Source organism: Bradyrhizobium yuanmingense, from assembly GCF_900094575.1.
Taxonomy (GTDB): domain Bacteria; phylum Pseudomonadota; class Alphaproteobacteria; order Rhizobiales; family Xanthobacteraceae; genus Bradyrhizobium; species Bradyrhizobium yuanmingense.
Genome location: NZ_FMAE01000020.1, coordinates 23,701 through 29,700, shown reverse-complemented (window position 1 = coordinate 29,700; position 6,000 = coordinate 23,701). Strand labels below are relative to the sequence as shown.

General features: G+C 61.4%; 4 protein-coding genes and 2 pseudogenes. 2 read left to right on the top strand and 4 right to left on the bottom strand.

From position 1 onward, the window contains the following. The coding region (locus GA0061099_RS41605; RefSeq protein ID WP_167361696.1) for a hypothetical protein at positions 1-316 on the top strand (316 nt) is incomplete at its 5' end. Between the two features lie 281 nt (positions 317-597). On the opposite strand, the pseudogene GA0061099_RS35410 reads toward GA0061099_RS41605, so the two are convergent. Further along, positions 598-1,441: pseudogene (locus GA0061099_RS35410) on the bottom strand (transposase); the annotation flags it as partial. 83 nt (positions 1,442-1,524) lie between these two features. On the opposite strand from GA0061099_RS35410, the gene GA0061099_RS35405 reads away from it, so the two are divergent. Next, positions 1,525-2,307, top strand: a complete 783-nt coding sequence (locus GA0061099_RS35405) for a hypothetical protein (protein ID WP_141697739.1) — start codon at positions 1,525-1,527, stop codon at positions 2,305-2,307. Positions 2,308-2,594: 287 nt separating this feature from the next. Here GA0061099_RS35405 and GA0061099_RS35400 read toward each other — a convergent pair whose 3' ends face one another. The 3 genes and pseudogenes from GA0061099_RS35400 to GA0061099_RS42380 form a co-directional block, all read right to left on the bottom strand. Then, a complete protein-coding gene (locus tag GA0061099_RS35400) occupies positions 2,595-3,878 on the bottom strand; it encodes a cystathionine gamma-synthase family protein (protein WP_074448344.1) in 1,284 nt (427 codons plus the stop codon). Between the two features lie 266 nt (positions 3,879-4,144). Then, positions 4,145-4,986: pseudogene (locus GA0061099_RS42385) on the bottom strand (NEL-type E3 ubiquitin ligase domain-containing protein). Between the two features lie 260 nt (positions 4,987-5,246). Continuing rightward, on the bottom strand, positions 5,247-5,879 hold the full coding sequence (locus tag GA0061099_RS42380; RefSeq protein WP_050996259.1) for a hypothetical protein: 633 nt from the start codon (positions 5,877-5,879) through the stop codon (positions 5,247-5,249). Positions 5,880-6,000: the final 121 nt, after the last annotated feature.

Below are 6,000 nucleotides of genomic sequence, written 5' to 3'. Positions count from 1 at the left end.
ATCTGGTGCCATCGCGCGGCCCAACCTGCGCACCAACCCAAAATTCAGCGAGTTGCGCGTTGAGGTCGTCGCAGATCTCTATCAGGCCGATCGGATCAACATCGCCCATTTTCGAGAGACCAAGATACTGAGGAGGATCGCCACCTCCACAGACCACTTCCATGGAAGGTGGCGGCGATCCCGATCGTCTCCGTATCCTTTCGGTGGCATCGACTACCGGAAGAAATACGCCGAGGGCCTCTGTCCCGAGGAGTCTCGCATCCACCGCCCGACCGAGCTGAGATGGATCGAGCGTGCCATCGGGCCGCGCCGCTAAACGCCCTTGGCGCAAGGCATATCTGACCGCACCTTCACTGCAGCCCTCCGCCCCTGCGAATTCCCTTCGGCTCAATCCCATCTTCCGGTTTTCTCCATGTCTGCGTAATTGCGCGGGTGCGTAAAGAGTTTCAGAGTCTGTCGCTAGAGAGCTCGAGCGCTTCGTTTCCCCGCACTGCGCCGGTGTTAGGGAGGACCGGGTAAAGTGACCCTCGGAACTGTTGCGGGGGGATGTCCCGATCAATGTTGAACTACGTCGGGCCGGCATTTCCGAAACGACTGTTATGCGGCCCTCGTGACGTGGGCAACGGGCTTGATCGTCATGCGATCGTGGTGAGTTTGAAGGGCTGCACCCAGAATCGCCAATTGCTTACGTGCCTTCAATCGTCGGAAGCCCTTGTTGGCCTCGATCATGCCGGCCGCGACCCATCCCAAGGCCATACCGGCACCCCGCCAGCGTTTGACGTTGCGCGTGACGCGGCGAATGGTGCCCATCATGTTCTCGGCGATGGACGAAGCTCCTTCGGCAGCTTCAACCGGACGACGGTCAGGATTTCGTCGAGGCCTTCGATGATGCTCGCCGCGACGCCGGGCCATTGCTGGTCGCGACGACGCGCGAGATTGCGGATCACTTTTTCAGCCTGCGGCGTCATCGACCTCCAAGGCTTGGCGCAGCACCCGACGGGTGGCCGCAGGATGCTGTTTCGGGAGGCGTTCCATGATGTTGCGCGCCTTGTGAATCTGGCAGCGCTGGATCGGGGCGGCCGAACCAAAGGTGGTTGCGGATCGCCTTCGACAACGCCTTCGTGCCATCGACGATGAGATGAACAGCCTTAGCACTGTCGGGGCGAGCCCGCGCAGACTAAATTGTCAGCAGGGCCTGAATCGTTGCCGCATTCTCGGTCGACCCTTCCACCAGCGCCAGCGGATGCTTGTTGCGTTCGCCGTCAACCCTGATCGCGGCGACCAGCACGAGATCGTCGCCGAGATGCAGCCCGTCGATTTGGACCACCAGAAGGTCGAGCGCGGACAGATCGGCAGCCATGAAGTCGGCCAGCCGCGCCGCCGACAGCGCGACGAACCTCCGCGAGGCCGCCGATTTCGAAATCCCCGATCCGGGTGGTGCTGATCTGAGGCCGGCAAACTGGACCATTTTTGGCTAGAGAGTTCTCGCTGCCGAATCCCCTCGGCTGGGAGGAGCGGATACCGATGAAGGCCTCAAAATATTCGGACCCCGGGGCGGCTCCGGAGCTGCGGGATATCGGAGCGATCGTTGGCGCCGACTGGCGCCACGGCTCCAGGGCGGCTTCAGACGTGTTGATCGACGTGTTGAGCAATATCAATCTGCTGTCAAACCAGTTCGGGCCAAGTCAGTTTGCGATCAATGGGGAGCGCTATTCCGCGACTGTCGGGCCGCAAGGCCCCATGGATGTTCGCCTGATCCATCACCCGCGCGCTGGCGGGATAAACGAAGCTGGTCCATCCCAGCCCCTCTATCGCCCCCCGCAAATCGTCAGGGCCGCGCCCCCCGACGAAGGTACAGTCGATCTTAGCTACTTGATTCGGGGCCGATGGGCGCACCGGGAGCGATTCCTGCCCGATTACCTTGTCCGCGCCCTCGAAGGCCCGCGCCTCATGCCCGAAGTCGGGCGCCCGACCTATTTCGAGATCCGTGGAGTGCCTTGCAGGGGCGAGTTGGTGGAAAGCGAGGGACGCCAGCGCGTTCGGGCCTTCCGAATGCTCGCTGAAGAACACGTCCTTCTCGACGACTTCGCAGCCGTTCAGAGGCTCGGGGTTGTTCCCCAGGGCACAATGATTACTCAGGGGCGCCGCATGGCTCCAGGCAAACAACAGGCCGTCAACTTGGAGGAGTCGGTGCCGGCGCCCCAGGTCTGGGGCGCCGAGACTTGGCTCCTCATCCCGACGACGCTACATATCGACGCCTTGGCCAACCAAGAACTGGCAAGGACCCCTGGCGTGAGTCGAGGCTGAACTGCTTCAACTAGATGCAAAGCAGGAGCACGGTGATCGCGGTTCGGGCACGGGATCGAGCGGCAATTGCGAGTTTGATTTCGTTCGTTGGCCCACCGGTCGCGCCGTCTCCGAATGGTTCGAAATCGAGTGAGATTGACGGCCTGCCGGCGATTCCCTGCTAAACGCATCCCAGCAAGGGCTATTACGTCTGGCTCGTGCGGCAGCTCCCTTGCGCGCAGAGCAATGAGGCCGCCGCGGCGATCATGTCAGCGTGCCGCGCGTCCAATCCGCTTTGATTCCCTCGCTCAAGCCGCGTTCAGCGCCTGCGCGAGGTCCGCGATCAGATCCGACGGGTTCTCGATCCCGATCGACAGCCGGATCGTGGAATCGAGCACGCCGATCTTTTGGCGGATGTCGGCGGGAACGCCGGAATGGGTCATCGTCGCCGGCAGGCTTGCGAGCGATTCCGTGCCGCCAAGGCTCACCGCCAGCTTGAGGATCTGCAGCGCGTTGAGGAATTTCACCGCCGCCTCCTTGCCGCCGACGATGTCGAACGAGAACGTCGAGCCCGCACCCAGGCATTGCCGCGCGAACACACGGCCGGACAGCGAGCCCTGCTCGTGGTGACCGAGGTAGTGCACCCTGGCGACCTTCGGGTGGTCGCGCAGGAAGTCCGCCACGAGCCGCGCATTCGCATCGGCCTTCTCCATCCGCAGGCTGAGCGTCTCGAGCGAACGGTTGATCATCCAGCAGGAATGCGGATCGAGCTGGGTGCCGATGGCGCCGCGCAGCGCCTTGATACCTTTCATGATCGCCTTCGATCCGAGCGCAGCGCCCGCGATCAGGTCGGAATGGCCGCCGACATATTTGGTCAGCGAATACAGCGACAGATCCGCGCCGTGCTCGATCGGTCGCTGAAACACCGGCCCGAGCAGCGTGTTGTCGCAGGCGATGACGGGCGTGTGTCCCTGAGCCTTGCCGATGGCTTCGGCGGTGCGGCGGATCATTGCGACGTCGACGAGGCCGTTGGTCGGATTGGCGGGCGTCTCGATCAGGATCATCGAAACCCGCCCCTTGCCCATGGCCTCCTCCGAGGCCTGCTTGACTGCCGTCTCGTCGATTCCGCTGGCAAAGCCGACGGCACCGATCGACAGGCGCGCAAGCGTGTTCGTCAGCAGGGTCTCCGTCCCGCCATAGAGCGGCTGCGAGTGCAGGATGACATCGCCGGGGCGGACGAGGGCCAGGATCGTGGTTGCGATGGCCGCCATGCCAGATGAGAACAGCGCACAGCTCTCGGTGCGCTCGTAGACCGCGAGCCTGTCCTCCACGATCTCGCTGTTGGGATGGTTGAAGCGTGAATAAACCAGGCCCGCGCCCATGCCCTCCGGCGGCTCGCGCCGGCCGGCGACGTAGTCGAAGAAGTCCTGCCCGTCCTCGGCGGTCTTGAACACGAAGGTGGAGGTCAGGAAGACCGGCGGCTTGATGGCGCCCTCCGACAATTGCGGATCATAGCCATAGGTCAGCATCAGGGTTTCCGGATGCAGCAGATGATTGCCGATATGGGTCTTGGACTGGAACGGTTTTACCATGGCTGCCTCGCTGTTCTGATGCTTACCCGCGTTGCGGGCCGAATCGGTGGTACACGGCGGTGGTCACAGAATCGAGCCCGGCCTTTTTGGGCTCCCTGTTTTACGGCGGTCTTCGCGCAGTTGCGGCATCGGGGAAGGGAGTCCGACTCTCGCCGCTACGTGCACGCATTTTAGCAGCTGACCTGAGCAATGCGCCGGCGTCTAGGCCGGCGCTCCGCAGCCCTGACGTACAGCGCTATGCCTCGTGCGAACTAACAAAGGCTGCTTCACAGCCGGAGGCCGTGATCATTGAGCACCCTATCCCTTAGAGCGCCCTTGATCTCGCGGGCAATTTCCTTACGGACCTCGGCACCTAATTCTCGCTTGGCATCCTCGACGAGATCAGATTCAGTTCCACTCAAGCCTCTGTCGCCGAGCTGTTGCTCCAGTCTGTTGTCGAACTCTTCGCCCATTGCATCAATGAGTTGGTCCTGCATCGCAGCATGGTCGTCAGGGGCGATGCGAGAAACCACATCGTCCCAAGGTTGCCAGTCCGTCGCCAAATAGTCAGCAAATTCCGCCGCTTCCTTACTCCGCACGGTTATCTCTGCACTGTCAACGTCAGCCTCGGTGACGCCGGAAACTTCAAAGAAGCGCATAGGTGCGACGTGCTGCAGTCCCAGCCGCTCGCGTAGCTTGTTCTGATAAGCAACATAGACCTCGATGGTATCGATGTTTTCGGCTCTGCCGACGGAGCCGAGCGAGTGAGCCTTCTCGCGCGCGGTCCCTTCCAGAGCATCCACGCGGAACATGACGGGCCCCAGATCGATGAGATCGGGAGGCCGCGCCCTATCGTCATAGACGCCGTTCTCCACGTCTGCGATGAGACGTGCTGTTTGCCGTTCCAAGTCAACGTTCTGCGATCCTCGCAGGTCTGGTTGGCATCGGCGGCCAGTTGAAAATACTGCGCACGCAATTGCGGGTTCTTCGCCGCCTCGCGTAGATCATTCGCCACCGACTGCTGGAATTCCTGATTGTCAGAGTTGACGGACTCGAACAGCTTGCCGAGGAAAAGCGCGTACTCTTCAGCGCCCGGCTCCTCTGCAGAGGTCCGCCAAGCGGCCAGCACCTCCGGATCGCCGTCTTTTGGATTGCCCCTGAGCCAGTCTGCGACGGCTTCGGTGAGAGTATGGTCCTGTTCATCGAGGATAGTGCACTCACGTGGTTGCCCGGAAGTATGACGGATGGACCGGTATAGTCCGCGGCATTACGGCTGTATGCAGCTTCGTCAGCACCTGATCCGGCAGCGGATTTCCAGACAGATCTACGTTGGCATCAGCGCCCAACTGCGTCAGTAGGTTCTCGGGTGGGCTGGTTAGCTGGTTATAGTCAGCTAGGAGGAATTCGAGCCCGGGTGGGAGCGCCTCGGGTAACCTGGTTAGCGGTTGCCACTAACGCGGAGCCTCTCGAGCGTGGCAGGGAGGACCTCCGGCAGATTCTGCAACTGATTGTGGCTGACATCGAGAAACTGAAGCGCGGGAGGATGGCGTCAGGCAGGTTCGCTAGCCGGTTGTTGCTCGCGTCGAGATAAGCGAGCACGGCCGGAAGGGTGGGCAAGTTGGTCAGCTGGTTGTGACCGACGTTGAGCGACTCGAGGGTGGCGGGCAGGGTATGGGGCAGCCTGGTTAGCCGATTGAAGGGAACGTCGATCCGCCTGAGATCGGTCGAAAATCTGGGCAAACTGGTCAGGGACAACGATTCGAGATCGAGATGTTGATTGAACTCAGAAAGATTTAATCGCGTTAGGGCTTCTTCTCGATCCTCGAGCGGGCCCACGTCCCGTTCGGCAGCCCAATTTTCAACCGTCTGGTCTTGGTCATCCTCCGCATGAGCTGAATCTGCCACGTCATAGCCTGTCAGCACTCCGTCCCACTGCGCCCCGGCCTCGTTTTCCTGCCCCTCTTGTTCGTTCGAAGAGATCCCATCGCCGCGCAGAATCGGTCCTGCCTCAAAAGGATCCATTCCATACTCCCTTGCCAGGACTGAGTAGACTCAGTCCACTACGATACGTTGTAACCTCTGAAGCACTTACCTGTCTGTAAGCTGACGACGAAGCTGTCGCCAGGTGGCGACTATCGGAGTA

What these genes read in the sequence shown, in the direction of transcription:
- GA0061099_RS35405 (WP_141697739.1), top strand. Translation starts at nt 1,525, where the DNA reads ATGAAGGCCTCAAAATATTCGGACCCCGGGGCGGCTCCGGAGCTGCGG.
- GA0061099_RS35400 (WP_074448344.1), bottom strand. Translation starts at nt 3,878, where the DNA reads ATGGTAAAACCGTTCCAGTCCAAGACCCATATCGGCAATCATCTGCTG.
- GA0061099_RS42380 (WP_050996259.1), bottom strand. Translation starts at nt 5,879, where the DNA reads ATGGATCCTTTTGAGGCAGGACCGATTCTGCGCGGCGATGGGATCTCT.